Genomic DNA, 17,644 nt, shown 5'->3' with positions numbered 1-17,644 from the left:
GGTTTCTACAGCGGCGTCACGTAGTGGCCGCTGATGCCGCCGTCGACGAGGAACGTCGACGCGGTGATGAACGACGCGTCATCGCTGGCCAGGAATGCAACAGACGCCGCTAGCTCCTCCGGCTCGGCGAACCGTCCGACCGGCACGTGCACGAGGCGACGCGCCGCACGCTCAGGATCCTTGGCGAACAGCTCCTGCAGCAGCGGCGTGTTCACCGGCCCGGGGCACAGCGCGTTGACGCGAATTCCCTGCCGCGCGTACTGCACACCGAGTTCCCGCGACATCGCCAACACACCGCCCTTGGAGGCGGTGTACGAGATCTGCGACGTCGCCGACCCCATCACCGCCACGAACGATGCAGTGTTGACGATAGAGCCCTTCTGTGCCGGCACCATGTGCCGCAATGCCGCCTTGCAGCAGAAGAAGACCGACTTGAGATTGATGTCCTGCACCCGGTCCCACGCGTCGATCCCGGTGACCTCGATCAGGTCGTCCTCCGGCGGGCTGATGCCGGCGTTGTTGAAAGCGATGTCCACCGACCCGTAGGTTTCGGCCGCAGTGTCGAACAGCACGTCGACGGCGACCTGGTCGGAGACGTCGACCTGGACGAACGTGCCGTTGAGGTCGTCGGCGACGGTTTTGCCGGTGGCCGGGTCGATGTCACCGATCACGATGGTCGCGCCTTCGGCCTTCATCCGCTTGGCTGACGCCAGCCCGATACCGCTGGCGCCGCCGGTGATCACGGCGACCTTGCCTGCCAGGCGTTGGGTCAGATCCATTTAGTTGGCCTCCTGTACGGCAAAAAAGACGTTCTTGGTTTCGGTGAACGACAGCGGGGCGTCGGGCCCGAGTTCACGGCCGAGCCCGGATTGTTTGAACCCGCCGAACGGCGTGTTGTAGCGCACCGACGAGTGCGAATTGACCGACAGATTGCCCGATTCCACGGCGCGCGACACCCGCAGCGCACGCGACAGGTTCTCCGTCCAGATCGAACCGGACAACCCATAGACGGTGTCGTTGGCCACAGCGATGGCATCTGCTTCGTCGTCGAACGGCAGCACCGTCACCACGGGCCCGAAGATCTCGTCGACGACGGTGCGGTCGTCGCGCGGCGGTGTGAGCACCGTTGGCGGGAACCAGAATCCGGGACCTTGGGGGGCGGACCCCCGGAACGCGACCGGCGCACCGTCGGGCACATACGACGACACCGAGTTCCAGTGGGCCTTCGACACCAGCGGTCCCATCTCGGTGCCGTCGGCACCGGGATCGCCGACCACGACACCCTTGACGGCCGGTTCGAACAGCTCCATGAATCTGTCGAAGACACTGCGCTGCACAAGGATACGGCTGCGCGCGCAGCAGTCCTGCCCGGAGTTGTCGAAAACGCCGTAGGGCGCCGCCGCGGCGGCCCGCTCCAGATCGCAGTCGTCGAAGATGATGTTGGCGCTCTTACCGCCGAGCTCGAGGGTGACGCGCTTGACCTGCGCAGCCGCCCCGGCCATCACCCGGGTGCCCACTTCGGTGGATCCGGTGAACACGATCTTGCGGACATCGGGGTGGCTGACGAACCGCTCCCCCACCACCGATCCTCGGCCCGGCAGCACCTGGAACAGGTCGGCGGGCAGGCCGGCTTCGACCGCGAGTTCACCGAGGCGCATCGTGGTCAGCGGGGTCCATTCGGCAGGCTTGACGAGCACCGCGTTGCCCGCGGCGAGCGCCGGCGCGAAACCCCATGCCGCGATGGTCATCGGGAAATTCCACGGCGTGATGACGCCGATGACGCCCAGGGGTTCGTTAAACGTGACGTCGAGGCCGCCGGCAACGGGAATCTGCTTGCCGGACAATCGTTCCGGCGTTGCCGAGTAGAACTGCAGGACATCGCGGACGTGTCCGGCCTCCCACCGCGCGTTGCCGATCGGGTGACCGGAGTTGGCCACCTCGAGTCTGGCCAGCTCCTCGACGTGCGCATCGACCACCGCCGCGAAAGACCGCAGCGCGGCGGCCCGTTCGGCCGGCGCCAGCCGCGCCCATCCCCGCTGAGCCACCTTGGCTCGCGCGATGGCGTCGTCGGTCCCGGCTTCGTCGGTCTGCTCGACGCTGCGCAGCAGTTCCTCGGTCGCGGGGTTGATCACTTCGCTGACGGTCATGCGCTCACTTTCTGGTTCGCATAGGCGGTCGCGGCGCCGACGAGCCCCGCGAACAGTCGTAGGTCGTCGAGCCGTTCTTCCGGATGCCATTGCACCGCAACGACCCAGCTGTCCGGATGCTGCGTGGGGTCGACCTCGACGGCTTCGACGACACCGTCGGTGTCGGACGCACTGACGATGAGCCCGTCGCCGAGCCGGTCGATGGCCTGGTGGTGGTAGCACTGCGCCTGGGTGTCCGGGCCGACGAGTGCGGCCACCCGGGTGCCGGGGACGGTCGTGATCGACGACGTCGTGAACACCGCGTTGCCCTGCTGGTGACGGGTGTGCCCCACCACATCCGGCAGATGCTGGTGCAAGGTGCCGCCGAGCGCGACGTTGAGCACCTGAGCGCCCCGGCAGATGCCGAGCACCGGCATGCGCCGGCGCAACGCCGCGCGCAGCAGCGTGAACTCGAGCGCATCGCGGGTGCGGGTATCGGCCACCGGTTCGTCGGTGGCCGGGTGACGTTGCGTCCCGTACATGGACGGGTCCACATCGCGTCCCCCGGTGATGATGAGGCCGTCGAGCCCGTCGAGGAGCCGCTCGGCGATCGCGTCGTCGACGGGCTGCGGCGGCACCAGCATCGCGATTCCGCCTGCCATGCCCACACCCTCGAAGTAGATGGCGGGCAGGAAGCTGGCCCGCACATCCCACACGCCGGTCTGCGCCTGCTGCAGATAGGTGGTCAACCCGATCACGGGCCTAGAGGCGTTCAAAGCCACGCTTCCTCTCCCAATCCGTGACGGCCGAGTTGAACGCCTTCAGTTCGACGCGCGCGTTGTTGAGGTAGTGGTCGACGACGTCGTCACCGAACGCGTTGCGCGCCACGGTGGACTTGTCGAACAGGTCGGCAGCCTCGGCCATCGTCGTCGGCAGCCGGTCGGCGCCGCTGGTGTAGGCGTTGCCCTGCATCGCCTCTTCGAGTTCCAGCTCGTTCTCGATGCCGTACAGGCCGCCCGCGATCAACGCGGACACCGCCAGGTACTGGTTGACATCGCCACCGGGAGCGCGACATTCCATCCGCATCCCATGGCCGTGGCCCACCACCCGCAGCGCACACGTCCTGTTGTCGATCCCCCATGCCACTGCGGTCGGCGCGAAGCTGCCGTCCACGAAACGCTTGTAGGAGTTGATGTTCGGCGCATAGAACAGCGTCATCTCGCGCAGCGTGGCGAGCTGGCCGGCGACGAAGCTGCGGAACATCGGCGACATGCCCAGTTCGTCGGCGTCATCGGCGAACACAGCCGAACCGTCCTGGCCGCGGAAGGAGATGTGGATGTGGCAGCTGTTGCCTTCGCGCTCATCGAATTTCGCCATGAATGTCAGGCTCTTGCCGTGCTGGTCGGCGATTTCCTTGGCGCCGTTCTTGTAGATGGTGTGGTTGTCGCAGACGACGAGCGCTTCGTCGTATCGGAAGCCGATCTCCTGCTGGCCGAGGTTGCACTCGCCCTTGACGCCTTCGCAGTAAAGACCTGCGCCTTCCATCCCGAGCCGGATGTCGCGCAGCAGCGGCTCCATCCGCGTGGACGCCAGCATCGCGTAGTCGATGTTGTAGTCGGTGGCCGGTGTCAGGTCGCGGTAGCCGGCCTTCCACGCGTTGCGGTAGGTGTCGTCGAAGACCATGAACTCCAGTTCGGTGGCCGCGACGGCGCCGAGGCCGCGCTCGGCGAGACGGTCCAGCTGTGTGCGTAGCACCGTGCGCGGCGCCTGCGTCACGGGCCGGCCGTCGGTCCATGACAGGTCAGCCATCACCATCGCGGTGCCGGGCAGCCACGGCAGCAGCCGCAAGGTGGAGAAGTCCGGGGTCATCACCATGTCGCCGTAGCCGGTCTCCCAGCTGGAGATCGCGTAGCCGTCCACGGTGTTGTTGTCAACGTCGACGGCGAGTAGGTAGTTGCAGCACTCGGCGCCGTGCTCGGCGACGTCCTCGACGAACAGGCGTGCGGAGATCCGCTTGCCGGTCAGCCGTCCCTGCATATCGCAGAACGCGACGATGACGGTGTCGATGTCCCCCTCGGCGACCTGTTGCTCCAGTACCGCCTTCGACAGCATGCCGCGTGCGCTCATCAGCTCAGCCTGACCTTCCTACGGTGTCGTCCGCCAACCGACCTTTAGCCGACGCTGCGCGGTCGGGCACTCACAATCCCACGAACAGATTTTCATGTCCAAAGGTAGGACACCAGACCAATAGGCGCTCTATTGTCCGACAGTGGTGCCAGCGCTGGTCCATGCGCTGCATTCTCACAGAGGAGCTCCTCAATGCCCGAGGGTCACGAGAATCTGGACGAGGACGAGCGACATCTCGCAAGCCTCGGCTACACCCAGGAACTGTCCCGATCGTGGTCGGGCTTCAGCAACTTCGCGATCTCGTTCTCGATCATCTCGATCCTGGCCGGCTGTTTCACCTCGTTCGGCCTCGGCTGGAACAACGGCGGTCCCGCGGCCATCGCGTGGGGGTGGCCGATCGTCTCGGTCTTCATCCTCATCATCGGTCTGTGCATGTCCGAGCTCGTCTCGGCCTACCCGACCTCCGGGGGCATCTACTGGTGGGCGGCCAAACTCGGCGGCGCCAAGGCCGGCTTCTACACCGGCTGGCTGAACCTCATCGGGCTCATCGCGATCCTGGCCTCGGTGTCCTACGGATGCGCGACGTTCCTCGATCTCACCCTGGGCACCTTCAGCGAGACCTGGCTCGCCGGCTACAGCCTCACGCGAACGTTCGGCCTGTTCCTCGTCATCCTGGCGATCTCGGCGACCATCAACATCTTCTCGTCGCACCTTCTCGCCGTCATCAACAACATCTCGGTGTGGTGGCACGTCGCGGGTGCAGCCATCGTCATCGCCATCCTGTGGCTGCTGCCCGAACAGCACGCCAGCTTCTCGACCGTGTTCGCCACGACCGTCAACAACACCGGCTTCTTCGGCGGCGAGACCGGCATGGCATTCATCTTCTTCGTGCTGCCCATCTCGGCGATCCTGACGCAGTACACGATCACCGGCTATGACGCGTCGGCACACCTTTCGGAGGAGACGAAGAGCGCCGCCGATGGTGCGGCCAAGGGCATTTGGCGCTCGATCTTCTACTCCGCGATCGGTGGCTGGATCCTGCTGCTGTCCTTCCTGTTCGCGGTCCAGGACGTCGAGGAGGTGACCGCGGGCGGTGGCGCCGTGGCCGTGATCTTCGCCCAGGCGCTGGAGACCAAGTGGATGGGGATCGTGCTGCTGATCTCCACAGCCGGCCAGTTCTTCTGTACGACGGCCTGCCAGACGAGCGCCTCGCGGATGCTGTTCGCGTTCAGCCGCGACCGCGCCGTCCCCGGGCATCAGCTGTGGTCGAAGGTCAGCAAGAACAAGATCCCGGCCAACGGTGTCATCGTCACGGCCGTCCTCGCCGCGATCATCACGCTGCCCGCACTCGTCGAGGTCGACATCAACGGCGCCCCGGTGCCGATCGCGTTCTTCGCCGTCGTGTCCATCGGCGTCGTCGGGCTGTACCTGTGCTTCGCCGTGCCGATCTACTACCGCTGGAAGGCCGGCGACGACTTCCCGGTCGGCAAGTGGAACCTGCGCGGTCACCACAAGTGGATGGCGCCGGTGGCGCTGATCGAAATCCTCGTCACGTCGTTCATCGCACTGTGGCCGACGTCCAACCTGGGCGCACCGTGGGACCCCGGCTTCGAATGGAAGTACGTGAACTACACCCCGCTGCTCGTCGGCGGCGTGCTCATCCTGCTGTTCATCTACTGGCACGTGTCGGTGAAGAACTGGTTCACCGGGCCGATCAAGCAGGTTGACGCGTCCGGCGAAAAGCTCGAAGGGGTGTCCTGACCGCCGTCGACCAGGCGGTGTGACTGCCGTCTCGATCTTGATACGCCTGACGGGTTTGGCCCGCTTCAGCTGGGGTAATCAGCGTCGGCGCCGTGCGCTGACGCACGGCCCCGTCAGATCGAGTACAGCAGCCACAGAAGAGGGACCGAACCAAGGTGTGTGGAGCCACCGGCGAGGTACGCCTCGACGGAACAACCCCAGATGTCCGCGCCGTCACGGCAATGGCCGAGGTCATGGTCCCGCGAGGGCCGGACTCCGCCGGAGTGTGGTCCCAGGGCAGGGTGGCCCTGGGCCATCGCCGCCTGAAGATCATCGACCTCTCCGAAGCCGGTGCCCAGCCCATGATCGACGCCGACCTCGGCCTCTCGGTGGCCTGGAACGGGTGCATTTACAACTACGAGCAACTGCGCGACGAGTTGATCGGTCACGGCTACCGCTTCTTCTCCCACAGCGACACCGAGGTGTTGCTCAAGGGCTACCACCACTGGGGCGACCGCTTCGTCGACCACCTCAAGGGCATGTTCGCCTTCGCGATCGTCGAGCGCGACAGCGGGCGCGTGCTGCTCGGCCGCGACCGGCTCGGCATCAAGCCGCTCTACCTCGCCCAGACCCCCGACCGGATCCGCTTCGCGTCGTCGCTGCCCGCCCTGCTGGCCGGCGGCGATATCGACACCCACATCGATCCCGTCGCACTGCACCACTACATGACGTTCCACTCGGTGGTGCCGTCACCGCGCACCATCCTGCGCGGTGTCAGCAAGCTGCCGCCCGCGTCGCTGATGGCGATCGAACCGGACGGCAAGGTCACCACGACGACGTACTGGGAGCCCGACTTCACCCGCCGCGCCGACCGGGCGGACTGGTCTGAAAAGGACTGGGAGGACGCGGTTCTCGACTCGCTGCGCACGGCCGTGAAGCGGCGCCTGGTCGCCGATGTGCCGGTCGGCTGCCTGCTGTCCGGCGGTGTCGACTCCAGCCTCATCGTCGGGCTGCTCGCCGAAGCCGGACAGCACGGTCTGAAGACGTTCTCGATCGGCTTCGAGTCCGTGGGCGGCGTCAAGGGCGACGAGTTCAAGTACTCCGACATCATCGCCGAGCGTTTCGGCACCGACCACCACCAGATCCGTATCGACACCGATCGGATGCTGCCCGCACTCGACGGTGCGATCGCGGCGATGAGCGAGCCCATGGTCAGTCACGACTGCGTGGCGTTCTACCTGCTCAGCCAAGAGGTCGCCAAGCACGTCAAGGTCGTGCAGTCCGGACAGGGCGCCGACGAGGTGTTCGCCGGCTACCACTGGTATCCCCCGATGGGCGAACCCGCCGCGGCGTCGCTGGAAGGTTCGGTGGCCAGTTACCGCGGAGCGTTCTTCGACCGCGACCGGGCCGGCTACGCCGACATCGTCGCACCCGGCTACCTGACCGACGGCGACCCGAGCGAACTGTTCGTCACCGAGCACTTCGCCCGCGCGGGCGCCGACGGCGGGGTCGATCGCGCGCTGCGCCTCGACACCACCGTGATGCTGGTCGACGACCCGGTCAAGCGCGTCGACAACATGACGATGGCGTGGGGTCTGGAAGGCCGGGTGCCGTTCCTCGACCATGAGCTCGTCGAGCTGGCCGCCACGTGCCCGCCGCAGTACAAGACCGCCCACGAGGGCAAGGGTGTGCTCAAACAGGCCGCCCGCCAAGTGATTCCATCCGAAGTGATCGACCGGCCCAAGGGCTACTTCCCGGTTCCCGCGCTCACCCATCTCGAGGGTCCCTACCTCGACATGGTCCGCGACGCCCTCTACGCCCCGGTCGCCAAGGAGCGCGGGCTGTTCCGACCCGACGCGGTCGAGCGTCTCCTCGCCGATCCGAACGGCAAGCTCACGCCCCTGCGCGGCAACGAGCTGTGGCAGATCGCACTGCTCGAGCTGTGGTTGCAGCGGCACGGAATCAACGGGCGCGCCGCATGACCGCCGACCCCACCGCCGATCATCCCGAAGCCATCACCCTCGCGTTGCACGAGGCGGCCACCGCCGATGTGCTCGACGCGATGGCCGACGACGTGGTCCTCGAACTCGGTTGGGGCCGACTGATTTTCGGCCAGACGTTCGCCGACCCCGCCAAACTCGCCGACGTTCTTCGCCAGGAGGGACAGGGGCGGCGGGACATCTGCATGTACGCGCGCGAACCCCATGTCCTGGTGTCGAAGGCCCCCGCCGAGTTGTTCATCGATCCCAGCCACACCTACCGGCTGCGGTTCACCGACGACGACGAAGCCGTGCCCACACCTCTCGGCTTCAGCGTCCGCACGCTCGTCAACCGCGGCGACGCCGACCAGATGAACCGCGTCTACATGCGGTGCGGCATGGTGCCGGCACCCACCGACGTCATCTGGGACAACCATCTCGATGAGCCGGCGGTGGACTATCTCGTCGCGGTCGGCGACGAGGACGGCGCCATCCTCGGCACCGTCACCGGCGTCGACCACGAGGCACTGTTCTCCGACCCGGAGAACGGTTCGAGCCTGTGGACGCTGGCGGTGGATCCGACGGCGGCGCTGCCCGGGGTGGGCGCTGCGCTCACGCGCAGCCTCGCCGCGCTGTACCGCGACCGCGACCGCGCCTACATGGATCTGTCTGTGGCGCACGACAACGCGGCCGCCATCAGCCTCTACGAGAAGCTGGGCTTCGCGCGCGTGCCGGTGATGGCGGTCAAGCGGAAGAACGCCATCAACGAGCCGTTGTTCACGCATCCGCCCGAGACGGTGGACGACCTCAACCCGTACGCGCGGATCATCGCCGATGAGGCGATGCGGCGCGGCATCTGGGTCGAGGTGCTCGACGCCGAGGCCGGGGAGATGAAGCTCTCGCACGGCGGTCGCAGCGTCGTGACCCGCGAATCCCTGTCCGAGTACACCTCCGCGGTCGCGATGGCCCGCTGTGACGACAAACGGCTGACGCGCCGCATCGTCTCGGAGGCGGGCATCGCGGTTCCCAAGGGGCGGCTCGCCACCTACGACGATGCCGACCACGAGTTCCTGGCCGAGGTCGGCGACGTCGTGGTCAAGCCCACCCGCGGTGAGCAGGGTAAGGGCATCACCGTCGGTGTCGACGGTGCCGACGAACTCGACGCCGCGTTGGCCCGGGCCCGAGAGCAGAACCCCGAGGTACTGATCGAGGAGCGCGCCGACGGTGACGATCTGCGGTTGGTGGTGATCGACGGCAAGGTCGTCGCGGCCGCGCTGCGACTGCCCGCCGAGGTCACCGGCACCGGCAAGCACACCATCCGCGAGCTCATCGAGTCGCAGAGCCGCAGGCGGGCGGCGGCCACCGGCGGCGAATCACGGATTCCGATGGACGTGGTCACCGAAACGACGGTCAAAGAGGCCGGGTACTCGTTCAACGACGTCCTCGACGAAGGCGTTCGGCTGCGGGTGCGCCGGACGGCGAACCTGCACCAGGGCGGCACGATTCATGACGTCACGTCGTCGGTGCACCCGGAGCTGTGCCGGGTCGCGGTCGCGGCCGCCGCGGCCATCGGCATTCCGGTGACCGGGATCGACCTGCTCGTCCCCGACGTCACGAAACCCGACTACGTGTTCATCGAAGCCAACGAGCGTCCCGGACTGGCCAACCACGAACCCCAGCCAACCGCGAAAGCGTTCGTCGACTTCCTGTTCCCGAACCAGCCCGGCCTGCCGCAGGCCTGGACGCCCGACGAGGCGCCCAGCGGTTAGCTGGTCACCAGGTGCTGGTGCGCATCACGATCTCGGCGGCCAGCTGCGCGGTCGAGTCGGCCGCGTTGCGCCGGCCCAGCAGATCGACGATGCGGTATTCGCCGTAGACGAAGCGCTGACTGGCCTTGGCGACAGCCCGGGCCGCGCTGGTGCTGACCAGAGCCGTGGTGTTCAACTCCACTGGCGGACAATCCTCGTCGCGGATCGCACCCGCGAGGTCGGCCACCCGCGGGTGCCCGCGGTCGATGACGACCAGACCGATGAACCGGTCGAGGCGAGTGGCGGCGAGCTCCCACGCCAGCTCGCCGCCCAACCGATCACCGACGAGCAGCGCCCACCGGACTTCCAGCCCGTCGAGAATGCTGATCACCGATTTGGCGGTGAGGCGAGGTTCGGGACCGATCACGACGGTTTTCAGATTCGCGGTGTGGAGCCGCTGGCACACCCCTTCGTAGGCGGCGGGCGCCTGATGTGCCGCGCCCAGCAACACCACCACGGAACCTCTGTCCGGACCGGCGACCTCGACGGGCACCCCGAAACCGTCAACGGTCACCATGGGAGTGGGCATTGCGCCACGCTACAGGGACCGGCCGAGTCGGCGCGGGTCTTTTCACGCTGTTCACCGAAGGCGTCAGGCAGCCAGTGCGCGTTCAGCTTGTTTAGCGGTGATGTCCAGAAAGGTTTGCGGCAGCGTGCCTTTGACCGATATCGACGGGTCTGGTGTCGGGAATGCGATGCCGAACACAGCCATGTCTCCAACGTTCTCGAACGAGAAGTAGACGCTGTTCTCGTCGCCCGTCAAGTGCATCGTCTGCTGATAGACCAGCGCCTCGTCGCGGGAAACCGGCACCGGCGTCGTCGTCATCGCGATTCCCGGGTCCGCCTCGTCGAAGAACGTCCGGTACTCGGCACACCGCTGCGCGGTGGCCGCCAATTGGTCGAGATCGAGCCGCCACGACAGCACGGTGAGCACCATCCGGGCTCCGTCGTAGGCGGCGACGTATTCGACGGCGCTGCCGGGACCCCGCTCTGCCGAGCTCGCGATGTCGCGCGTCAGCCCATCGGTGCAGCCCTCCGGCATCGACAGCATCGGCGGCGGGGCGCCCGCGTTGTCACCTTGACCCGGATCGCGGTTGATGCGCTCGAAGCGCACCCCCGGCGGGAAGTCGGCCTGCGTCAGCACCGCCCTGTCCAGCCGCGCACCCGGCCACGTCGGGCTGCCGGTGATCGTCGGTCCGCATCCGGCGAGTAGTAAGCCCGTCATCGCCAGGACGAGCAGCCGGATCATGGCCTCAGGCTACCGAGCGATCAGAGCTCGGTCAGGATCTCAGCACCCGCATCGGTGACGACGAGGGTGTGCTCGAACTGCGCGGTCCACTTCTTGTCCTTGGTGGCGACCGTCCAGTCGTCGTCCCAGATCTCATAGTCCAGGGCGCCCAGGTTGATCATCGGCTCGATCGTGAACGTCATCCCCGGTTCGAGCACCGTCTCGACCGACGGCTGGTCATAGTGCAGGACCACCAATCCGTTGTGAAAGGTGGTGCCGATGCCATGGCCGGTGAAATCACGAACGACGTTGTAGCCGAAGCGATTTGCGTACGCTTCGATGACACGGCCGACGACCGAGAGGGCACGGCCCGGCTTGACGGCCTTGATGGCGCGCATGGTGGCCTCGTGGGTGCGCTCCACGAGAAGCCGGTGCTCCTCGGACACGTCGCCGGCCAGGAAGGTGGCGTTAGTGTCGCCGTGGACGCCGTCGATGTAGGCGGTGACGTCGATGTTGACGATGTCGCCGTCCTCGACGACCGTCGAATCCGGAATGCCGTGGCAGATGATCTCGTTCAGCGACGTGCAGCACGACTTCGGGAAACCCTTGTAACCCAACGTCGATGGATAGGCGCCGTGGTCGACCATGTAGTCGTGGGCGATCCGGTCGAGCCGGTCGGTGGTCACCCCCGGCGCGACGGCCTTACCCGCCTCGGCGAGCGCGCCGGCGGCGATGCGGCCGGCGACCCGCATCTTCTCGATCACCTCGGGGGTTTGCACCCACGGTTCGCTGCCTTCGCGGGCGGTCTTCTTGCCCACGTACTCGGGGCGCTCGATCGACTTGGGCACCGACAGCATCGGCGACACCGTGCCGGGCCGGAGGGCGGTCCGTAGAGACATGCAGCAATGCTAGCGTTCCGCCATGCAGGTCACCCCGGGCCATTTGTTCGCCCAGATGAACTTCCGCGACGTCGAGGACACCGACGAGCGCCTGGTCATCGAGCTGGACAACCAGCCGAATCTGGTCAATCGGCGCGGGGCGCTGCAGGGCGGTCTGGTCGCGACGCTGATCGACATCGCCGCGGGCCGGCTCGCCGACCGCCACGTCGGGCCGGGGCAGGACGTCACGACCGCCGACATGACGATCCACTTCCTGGCGCCCGTCCTCGAAGGCCCGGCACGGGCGGAGGCCACCGTCGTGCGCGCCGGACGGCGGCTGTCGATCATCGCCGTCGACGTCACCGACGTCTCCCGGAATCGGCTCGCCGCCCGAGCGACGCTGAGCTTCGCAGTGCTCGACCCCCGCTAGGCGGGTTCCTGGCGCCGAAACTGAAGCTGTGCAGCGAAAGTTCGAGTAGCAGCCTGCATGGATTCAGTCTCGACGACTAAGCCACCTGTATCGCACCCAGCGCGGAGCGCACCCGCTCGGGTAGTGAGCCGCCGTGGATCAGCCAGTCGTCGAGGGCGATGCGCACCGCCGCCATGGCGGCCGCCCCGAGCATCCTCGGCCGCGGATCGTCGGGCGCCAGGTCTGCGATCCGTGGGCTCACCAGGTCGGCGATGGCGGCTTCGTAGCGCAGATAGATCTGCAGCGTCCAGGCGCTGAACACCGGGGATGACCGCGTCAGGGCGGCAAGCTCACGCACCTCGTCGCTGATCGTGTCGAAGCCGTCGCCGAGGCTCTCATAGGCCGCGACCACGGCCGCGTGTGCGGGCAGGTCGGGTGGCTGCACGGCGATCGCCGCGGTGATGGCGTCCAGCCAGCGGGTCGTCATGCCTTCGGCGACGGCGTCTTCCTTGGCGCTGAAGTACCGGAAGAACGTGGCGCGGCCGACCTCGGCGCCGGCTGCGATGTGCTCGATTGTCGCGCCGGCCAGACCGTGATCGACGACAGCCTGGGCGGCGGCCGCGGCGATGCGCGCTTTGGTCGCGCGCTGCTTGCGGACCGTCAGACTTTCTCGCGATTTCCCTGCTGAGACTACGTCCATGATGAGACTATGTCTCACGTGAATGCGGATGGCAATGACATAGCCCCGGCAAGCTTGGAATCGTGGCGCTTCGTCCAGCAGATGCTGGCCGACATCACCAAAACCGTCATCGAGGACGCGACGAGCGAGCGCGAGCTCCTGGAGGGCCTGGGCGTCCTCGCCAAGACCGCCGCGCTCTGCACCGAGATGACGGTGGAGGCCGACCCGCAGCGCCCCCGCTTCTTCGACATGTGCACCGAGAACCGACTGATCGGCGGCCCCAACCCGGATGGCCGGTACCTGCTGGCCATGATCCGCGGTGATCGGACCTACCGGGTCACCGGAACCCGCGGTGACACCGCCTATCTCGGCTTCCAGATCCTCGCGGGCACCGGGCTGACCCCACGCCGGATGGCCAAGTACCTCGGCGACAGCGAACTTGACTGCACCCGAGGGACTTTCGAGTTCCTGGTGTCGGCAGTCGAACCGCCGCCCGACGTCCTCGGGAGTGCGCAGTGGCTGCAGGTCCCCGAGGACGCGTCGTCGATCGTGGTCCGCGAGTACGTCGGCGACTTCGCCATCGAACTGCCGGCCACGATGCGCATCGATTGCCTCGACGCCGAACCGCTGCAACCGGTTTCAGACTCCGCGATGGCCGAGGCGTTCACCGCGATGGCGTGGACGATCGTCAAGCTGACCACGTTGCACCGCACCGTCAAACCCGAGATGCTGACCGAGCCCAACGTCCTCACCACAGCGCAGGCGGCAGACCTCGGCAGCGCCGACACCACACCGGACAACCTGTACATGATCGGGTCGTTCGCGCTGGAGCCCGACGAATCCCTGGTCCTCGAGTTCCCTCCCCCCGACACCCGGTACTGGAACGTCACCCTCGAAAGCGTGTGGCACGAATGCCTCGAGCCACGCCACCGGCACAGCTCGGTGACCAACAAAGGTGTCACCCCCGGCGATGACGGGCTCGTGCGAATCGCCGTCGGCGCCAACGACTTCGGTCATGGGCATTGGCTCGACACCGGTGGTCGGCGCCGTGGGTTCGTCGTGGTGCGGTGGCTCGACAAGCCCGAGGCGCCCGAGCTGCGCAGCACCGTCGTCCGCGGGCCCGCATGATGAGCGCCGACCGATTCCGACCCGACGTGCTCGTCGAGCAGGCCTGCGAGGCGGTCGGTCTCGACGACTTCGGCGACACCGACACGTGGCGCGACGGATTGCAGCGTGTGTGCGACGGGCTGGCATCGCCGCAGGCGCGGCTCAACGCAATCGGCGTCGAGATCGCGGTGATGGACCTCCATCGCGCCCTGACCAGCAGGCTGCAGATCGTCGACTGGGGCAGGAGCCACCCGGAGATCGGCAAGGCACCCGTCGAACGGCCCATCTTCATCGTCGGCCAGCCGCGCACCGGTACGACGATCCTGTTCGACCTGCTCGCCCAGGACCCCGAGTTGCGTCCGCCACTGACGTGGGAGGTCGACAATCCGTTCCCCGTGCCCGCACCCGAGACCTACGACACCGACCCCCGGATCGCGCAGACTCAGGCCGCCCTGGAGATGTCCGAGCAGATCGTCCCCGGCCTGCTCACGCACCACCCGATGGGGGCACTGGTCGGCCAGGAGTGCGTGCGCATGTTCTCCGGCGAGTTCTGCTCCATGATCTTCCCCACGCAATACCGGCTGCCGGACTACTACCGCTGGCTGCTGTACGACGCCGACCACGGGCCGGCCTACCGCTACCATCGAATGTTCCTGCAGCACTTACAGTCCGGCGTCGGCGGCCAGTGGCTGCTGAAGTCGCCGGCACATTTGTGGCAGCTCGACGCGCTGCTTGCCGAATACCCCGACGCGCTCATCGTGCAGACGCATCGGGACCCGCTGAACGTGATCTCGTCGATCAGCGCGCTGATCCACCACCTCCGGCGGATGGCATCCGACGAGTCCTCCATACCCGACTGCGCGGCCCAGTCCCGTGAGCAGATCGTCGTCGGCCTCGAATACGGGATGAAGTTGCGGGATTCCGGAGTGCTGGCCGAGGACCAGGTGGTCGACGTGCACTTTGGCGACTTCATGCGCGACCCGTTCGAGACGATCCGGACCCTCTACGCCCGACTGGGTCGCGAGCTGTCGCCGGTTGCCGAACAGCGGATGCGCGACCACCTCGCCGCCCACCCCGGAGATCACGGCGGCAGCCGATACCAATGGGCCGACACGGGGCTCGACGCCGGCGAGGTGCGCGAGCAGGTGCGCGCCTACCAGCAGCGCTACGACGTGCCCGACGAAACGATCAGGTGACGATCAGGTAGAGCGCAGCGGATTGAGCCGCCATGTCTTACGTGGCCCCCTGATGTCGACCGAGCCGCAGACGACCTTGCCGGTGAGGATGACATGCGGATTGCCCTCGGCGGGAGCGTCTTTGCGGTGATCGTGGGCGCTGCCGACGTTGACCTCGACATCATCGATGGAGGCGCTCGCCCCGTCGGGCAGCCGCAGATCGAGGCCGCCGAACATCATGTCGAGTTCGATCACCACGATCGGTCCTGCGAACCGGGCGCGGGTGAGGTCGAGATCGGCCGACCCCATCCGCCGACGCAGCGCCAGCCGCGACGGCACCACCCACTCGCCCTGGCGCTTCAAAGACCCGAGGACGCCCCGCAGTTCGACCCGGTCGGCCGAGGACGTCACGATGGCCCCCGGACCGGGCAGATCGCCCACCAGCGCGTCGAGCTCGGTGCGCTGCCTGGCCTGCGACACCATCGCCGAGCGTTCCTCGAACTCCCCGATGTCGATCAGACCGAGCGCGACCGCGTTGTGCAGGCGGCGCAGCGTTCCGTTGCGATCGGCGTCGGAGATCCTCATCTCGATGGGCTCGATGGCTCCCCGGCCGTGGTTGATGTCGGTCATGGCGTGTCCCACGGTACCGCCGGTCGCGCCTGGTTAGCCCGCCAAGCGGTCGACCGGAAGGTGCCCGGTCTTGCTGCGGTGGTCGGTGACGTCGCCGAGGGCCGTCAACCACAGCAGACGTCGCTTGGCCTGCCAACCGCAGGTGCAGGAGGCGAACTTGCGCCGCGCCGGGTCGACGTGGATCGAGATGGTCGGCGACGGACGTTCCAGCAGGCTGCGCGCCAGTACCGCTGCATGCTCCCGGTCGAACACGAACACGACGTCGAAGACCTGTGCACCGGTGTCCCCGTTGTCGGATCGGTGCTCTCGCGCGACCAGCGCGACCGCGGTTTCGGGCCCGAGCACGACGATCGCCGTCTCCGTTGATAGTGGGTCGTCCGGATCGAGTCTGACCGTCCGGACGCGGTGACCGAGACCGTCGGGCACGTCGTGGCCGAAGACCGCGACGAACGGCGATTTCTCGGCGATGCAGCGGTACTTCCGCTGGGTCCGCTCGCCGATCCCCTGCCGGCCGACCGCGGTCAGCACGATGGGCGGGAACTCGGCCTTCGCCGCGAGGTGCTGCATCTGCGCTAGTAACCCGTCCAGTATGGGCTCCCGCACCGTGTGAACCTCCCGCCCGGCGGCCGCGCGGTCGAAGAGTGACGGATTGGCGTCGGCATGCGCAGAGACGCCGACCGCCGGCCAGGCGAAGCCGGACGGATGCACCGACAACTCCCCGGGAACGCCGAACTTGAAGCCTTGCCCGAGGGTGGCGCCGTAGGAAAGGGCCTGCTCGAGGTGTTCCTCGGTTTCGATGCCCTCGGCGCAGATGACCGCCCCGGTCCTGTCGTGGTACTCCCGGATCGCCGCGACGGTCTTGGATTGCAGCCGGTCGGGGTGTCGCTGAACCAGAGCCAGGTCGAGTTTGACGATGTCGGGCGCGATGACGTCGAGCAGGGCGACCGAATCCGGGTGGGCGCCGATGTCGTCGAGCGCGACGGCTATGCCCAGCGATCGCAGCACCGCCACTTTGCGCAGCAGTGCGCGAGGATTCTTCAACAATCCGCGTTCGGTGATCTCGAAGACAAGGCGAAACTTGTCCGCGGCCGCCATGACGTCGGTGTCTTGGGACAGGTCGGCGCACGGGGTTGCTGGCTCGCAATTGACGAGAAGCAACATTCCCGGAGATGAATTGCCACTGAGCGCACCCTGCGCTGCCGCGCGGATGCAGGCGCGGTCGAAAGCATTCAACCGTCCTGTTTTCGCTGCATGGGAAATGATTTCCAGCGGCGCCACGTTTTCCGGCCCCGGCCAGCGGGCCAACGCCTCATAGCCGATGACGGCTCCGGTTGACAGGCACACGACCTGCTGAAACGCTGCCACCAAGCCTTTGCCGGAGACGGCCTGGTCGAGGTCGCTCGTCATGGACGTCCCAGATGCCTTTCGTCATCGATGCCGCAGGCATTGCGCCGAATACGCTGAGGCCAACCGCGCGCGCCTGCGATAAGTCGTCAACCACCCGGTTTGCTGAATCCCGCTACCCATAAGTGTGGTTACGCGCCGTGAAATGACGAACTCCGGCCTTCACACGCAGGGAACACGCGGCATGGTGTTTCCGTCCCGGCCAATTGGCGCCATGCGCCAACGATTAGCCAGGTCCGTCACATCACGCTCCGGGTATCCCCGGTCGTCCCGCCGGCGTACGGTCCATCAGACCCGCTGGACGATACGGTTGACGAAGATCCCGTGTCCGGTACGCGAAGATGGACCAGAATC

16 protein-coding genes are annotated in these 17,644 nt (G+C 66.9%); 6 read left to right on the top strand and 10 right to left on the bottom strand.

The window, feature by feature from the left end; genetic code table 11:
* Window positions 1-5: 5 nt before the first annotated feature.
* Genes P9A17_RS10140 through P9A17_RS10125 form a run of 4 tightly spaced genes read right to left on the bottom strand, consistent with a single transcriptional unit; the run spans window position 6 to window position 4,253 of the window.
* On the bottom strand, window positions 6-779 hold the full coding sequence (locus P9A17_RS10140; protein WP_278038403.1) for a 3-oxoacyl-ACP reductase: 774 nt from the start codon (window positions 777-779) through the stop codon (window positions 6-8).
* Window positions 780-2,147: an aldehyde dehydrogenase family protein gene (locus tag P9A17_RS10135; protein WP_278038402.1), complete on the bottom strand. Its 1,368-nt coding sequence runs from the start codon at window positions 2,145-2,147 to the stop codon at window positions 780-782. It lies immediately after the preceding gene.
* Window positions 2,144-2,902, bottom strand: coding sequence for a gamma-glutamyl-gamma-aminobutyrate hydrolase family protein (locus P9A17_RS10130; RefSeq protein WP_278038683.1), 759 nt, complete (start codon window positions 2,900-2,902; stop codon window positions 2,144-2,146). Before P9A17_RS10130 ends, P9A17_RS10135 begins: the two co-directional genes overlap by 4 nt.
* The gene (locus P9A17_RS10125) at window positions 2,889-4,253 is read right to left on the bottom strand and encodes a glutamine synthetase family protein (RefSeq protein ID WP_278038401.1); all 1,365 of its coding nucleotides are present in this window, start codon (window positions 4,251-4,253) and stop codon (window positions 2,889-2,891) included. Before P9A17_RS10125 ends, P9A17_RS10130 begins: the two co-directional genes overlap by 14 nt.
* A 192-nt stretch (window positions 4,254-4,445) precedes the next feature.
* On the opposite strand from P9A17_RS10125, the gene P9A17_RS10120 reads away from it, so the two are divergent.
* From P9A17_RS10120 to ngg, 3 genes are all read left to right on the top strand, one after another.
* On the top strand, window positions 4,446-6,014 hold the full coding sequence (locus tag P9A17_RS10120; protein ID WP_278038400.1) for an amino acid permease: 1,569 nt from the start codon (window positions 4,446-4,448) through the stop codon (window positions 6,012-6,014).
* Between the two features lie 155 nt (window positions 6,015-6,169).
* Window positions 6,170-7,975 carry an N-acetylglutaminylglutamine amidotransferase gene (locus tag P9A17_RS10115; RefSeq protein ID WP_278038399.1) on the top strand — a complete coding sequence of 602 codons (1,806 nt, stop codon included), beginning with the start codon at window positions 6,170-6,172 and terminating at the stop codon, window positions 7,973-7,975.
* Entirely contained in the window at window positions 7,972-9,741 is a 1,770-nt protein-coding gene (gene ngg, locus P9A17_RS10110) for an N-acetylglutaminylglutamine synthetase (protein WP_278038398.1), read from the top strand. The genes P9A17_RS10115 and ngg overlap by 4 nt, the downstream gene beginning before the upstream one ends.
* A gap of 4 nt (window positions 9,742-9,745) precedes the next feature.
* Here ngg and P9A17_RS10105 read toward each other — a convergent pair whose 3' ends face one another.
* The 3 genes from P9A17_RS10105 to map all read right to left on the bottom strand — a co-directional run bounded on the left by P9A17_RS10105 (window position 9,746) and on the right by map (window position 11,907).
* Window positions 9,746-10,309, bottom strand: a complete 564-nt coding sequence (locus P9A17_RS10105; RefSeq protein WP_278038397.1) for an alpha/beta hydrolase — start codon at window positions 10,307-10,309, stop codon at window positions 9,746-9,748.
* 63 nt (window positions 10,310-10,372) lie between these two features.
* A complete protein-coding gene (locus tag P9A17_RS10100; RefSeq protein ID WP_278038396.1) occupies window positions 10,373-11,029 on the bottom strand; it encodes a hypothetical protein in 657 nt (218 codons plus the stop codon).
* Between the two features lie 20 nt (window positions 11,030-11,049).
* Window positions 11,050-11,907: a type I methionyl aminopeptidase gene (gene map, locus P9A17_RS10095; RefSeq protein ID WP_278038395.1), complete on the bottom strand. Its 858-nt coding sequence runs from the start codon at window positions 11,905-11,907 to the stop codon at window positions 11,050-11,052.
* Between the two features lie 22 nt (window positions 11,908-11,929).
* Between map and P9A17_RS10090 the strand changes: the two genes are divergently transcribed.
* Entirely contained in the window at window positions 11,930-12,316 is a 387-nt protein-coding gene (locus P9A17_RS10090) for a PaaI family thioesterase (protein WP_278038394.1), read from the top strand.
* 76 nt (window positions 12,317-12,392) lie between these two features.
* Here P9A17_RS10090 and P9A17_RS10085 read toward each other — a convergent pair whose 3' ends face one another.
* Complete coding sequence (locus tag P9A17_RS10085) at window positions 12,393-12,995, bottom strand: TetR family transcriptional regulator (RefSeq protein ID WP_278038393.1); 603 nt, start codon at window positions 12,993-12,995, stop codon at window positions 12,393-12,395.
* A gap of 9 nt (window positions 12,996-13,004) precedes the next feature.
* Between P9A17_RS10085 and P9A17_RS10080 the strand changes: the two genes are divergently transcribed.
* Window positions 13,005-14,102 carry a DUF1214 domain-containing protein gene (locus P9A17_RS10080; RefSeq protein ID WP_278038392.1) on the top strand — a complete coding sequence of 366 codons (1,098 nt, stop codon included), beginning with the start codon at window positions 13,005-13,007 and terminating at the stop codon, window positions 14,100-14,102.
* Window positions 14,099-15,277: a sulfotransferase gene (locus P9A17_RS10075; protein WP_278038391.1), complete on the top strand. Its 1,179-nt coding sequence runs from the start codon at window positions 14,099-14,101 to the stop codon at window positions 15,275-15,277. The genes P9A17_RS10080 and P9A17_RS10075 overlap by 4 nt, the downstream gene beginning before the upstream one ends.
* A 3-nt stretch (window positions 15,278-15,280) precedes the next feature.
* Here the strand turns inward: P9A17_RS10075 and P9A17_RS10070 are convergent, their stop codons facing one another.
* Together P9A17_RS10070 and P9A17_RS10065 are read right to left on the bottom strand one after the other, a co-directional pair.
* A complete protein-coding gene (locus tag P9A17_RS10070; RefSeq protein WP_278038390.1) occupies window positions 15,281-15,886 on the bottom strand; it encodes a DUF1707 domain-containing protein in 606 nt (201 codons plus the stop codon).
* Window positions 15,887-15,919: 33 nt separating this feature from the next.
* Window positions 15,920-17,293, bottom strand: a complete 1,374-nt coding sequence (locus tag P9A17_RS10065; protein ID WP_278038389.1) for an EAL domain-containing protein — start codon at window positions 17,291-17,293, stop codon at window positions 15,920-15,922.
* Window positions 17,294-17,644: the final 351 nt, after the last annotated feature.

This window comes from Mycobacterium sp. 236(2023) (genome assembly GCF_029623955.1).
Lineage (GTDB): Bacteria > Actinomycetota > Actinomycetes > Mycobacteriales > Mycobacteriaceae > Mycobacterium.
This window is presented reverse-complemented; position numbering and strand designations above follow the sequence as displayed.